Source organism: Streptomyces sp. DH12, assembly GCF_020873895.1.
GTDB lineage: Bacteria > Actinomycetota > Actinomycetes > Streptomycetales > Streptomycetaceae > Streptomyces.
The window spans coordinates 1-408 of record NZ_JAHWGT010001466.1; the positions used below are offsets into that span (position 1 = coordinate 1).

Annotated in this window: 1 protein-coding gene; it reads left to right on the plus strand. The window is 67.9% G+C overall.

Features of this window, described 5'->3' with window-relative positions; genetic code table 11:
• Window positions 1-32: 32 nt before the first annotated feature.
• Window positions 33-408 (plus strand): carbohydrate ABC transporter permease (locus tag LPA54_RS40590; RefSeq protein ID WP_368857919.1); only part of this gene is annotated, 376 nt, incomplete at its 3' end.

Consider the following 408-nt stretch of genomic DNA (forward strand, 5'->3'; position numbering starts at 1 on the left):
GGTTACCGGAACGCCGAACAGCAAGGAACGACATGACGACGCTGCAACCGCCGGCGGCCGCAGAGCCGCGGCCGGCCCCGCCTCCGGTGAGACGGGACCGGCGCTCATGGAAGGGCTGGGGGTTCATCGGCCCGTTCGCGGCCGTGTTCGCCCTGGTCTTCCTCGCACCGATCGCTTACTCGGTCTACCTGAGCCTGTTCCGCGACCAGCTCATCGGCGGCACCACCTTCGTCGGGTTCGACAACTACCAGCAGGCCCTGAAGGACGAGCTGTTCTGGGCGTCGCTGGGCCGGGTCGCGCTGTTCCTGGTGGTCCAGGTGCCGATCATGCTGGGCATCGCCCTGCTGGTGGCGCTCGCCCTGGACAGCGGCCGGCTGTACGGCAAGAGCTTCTTCCGCATCACGATCT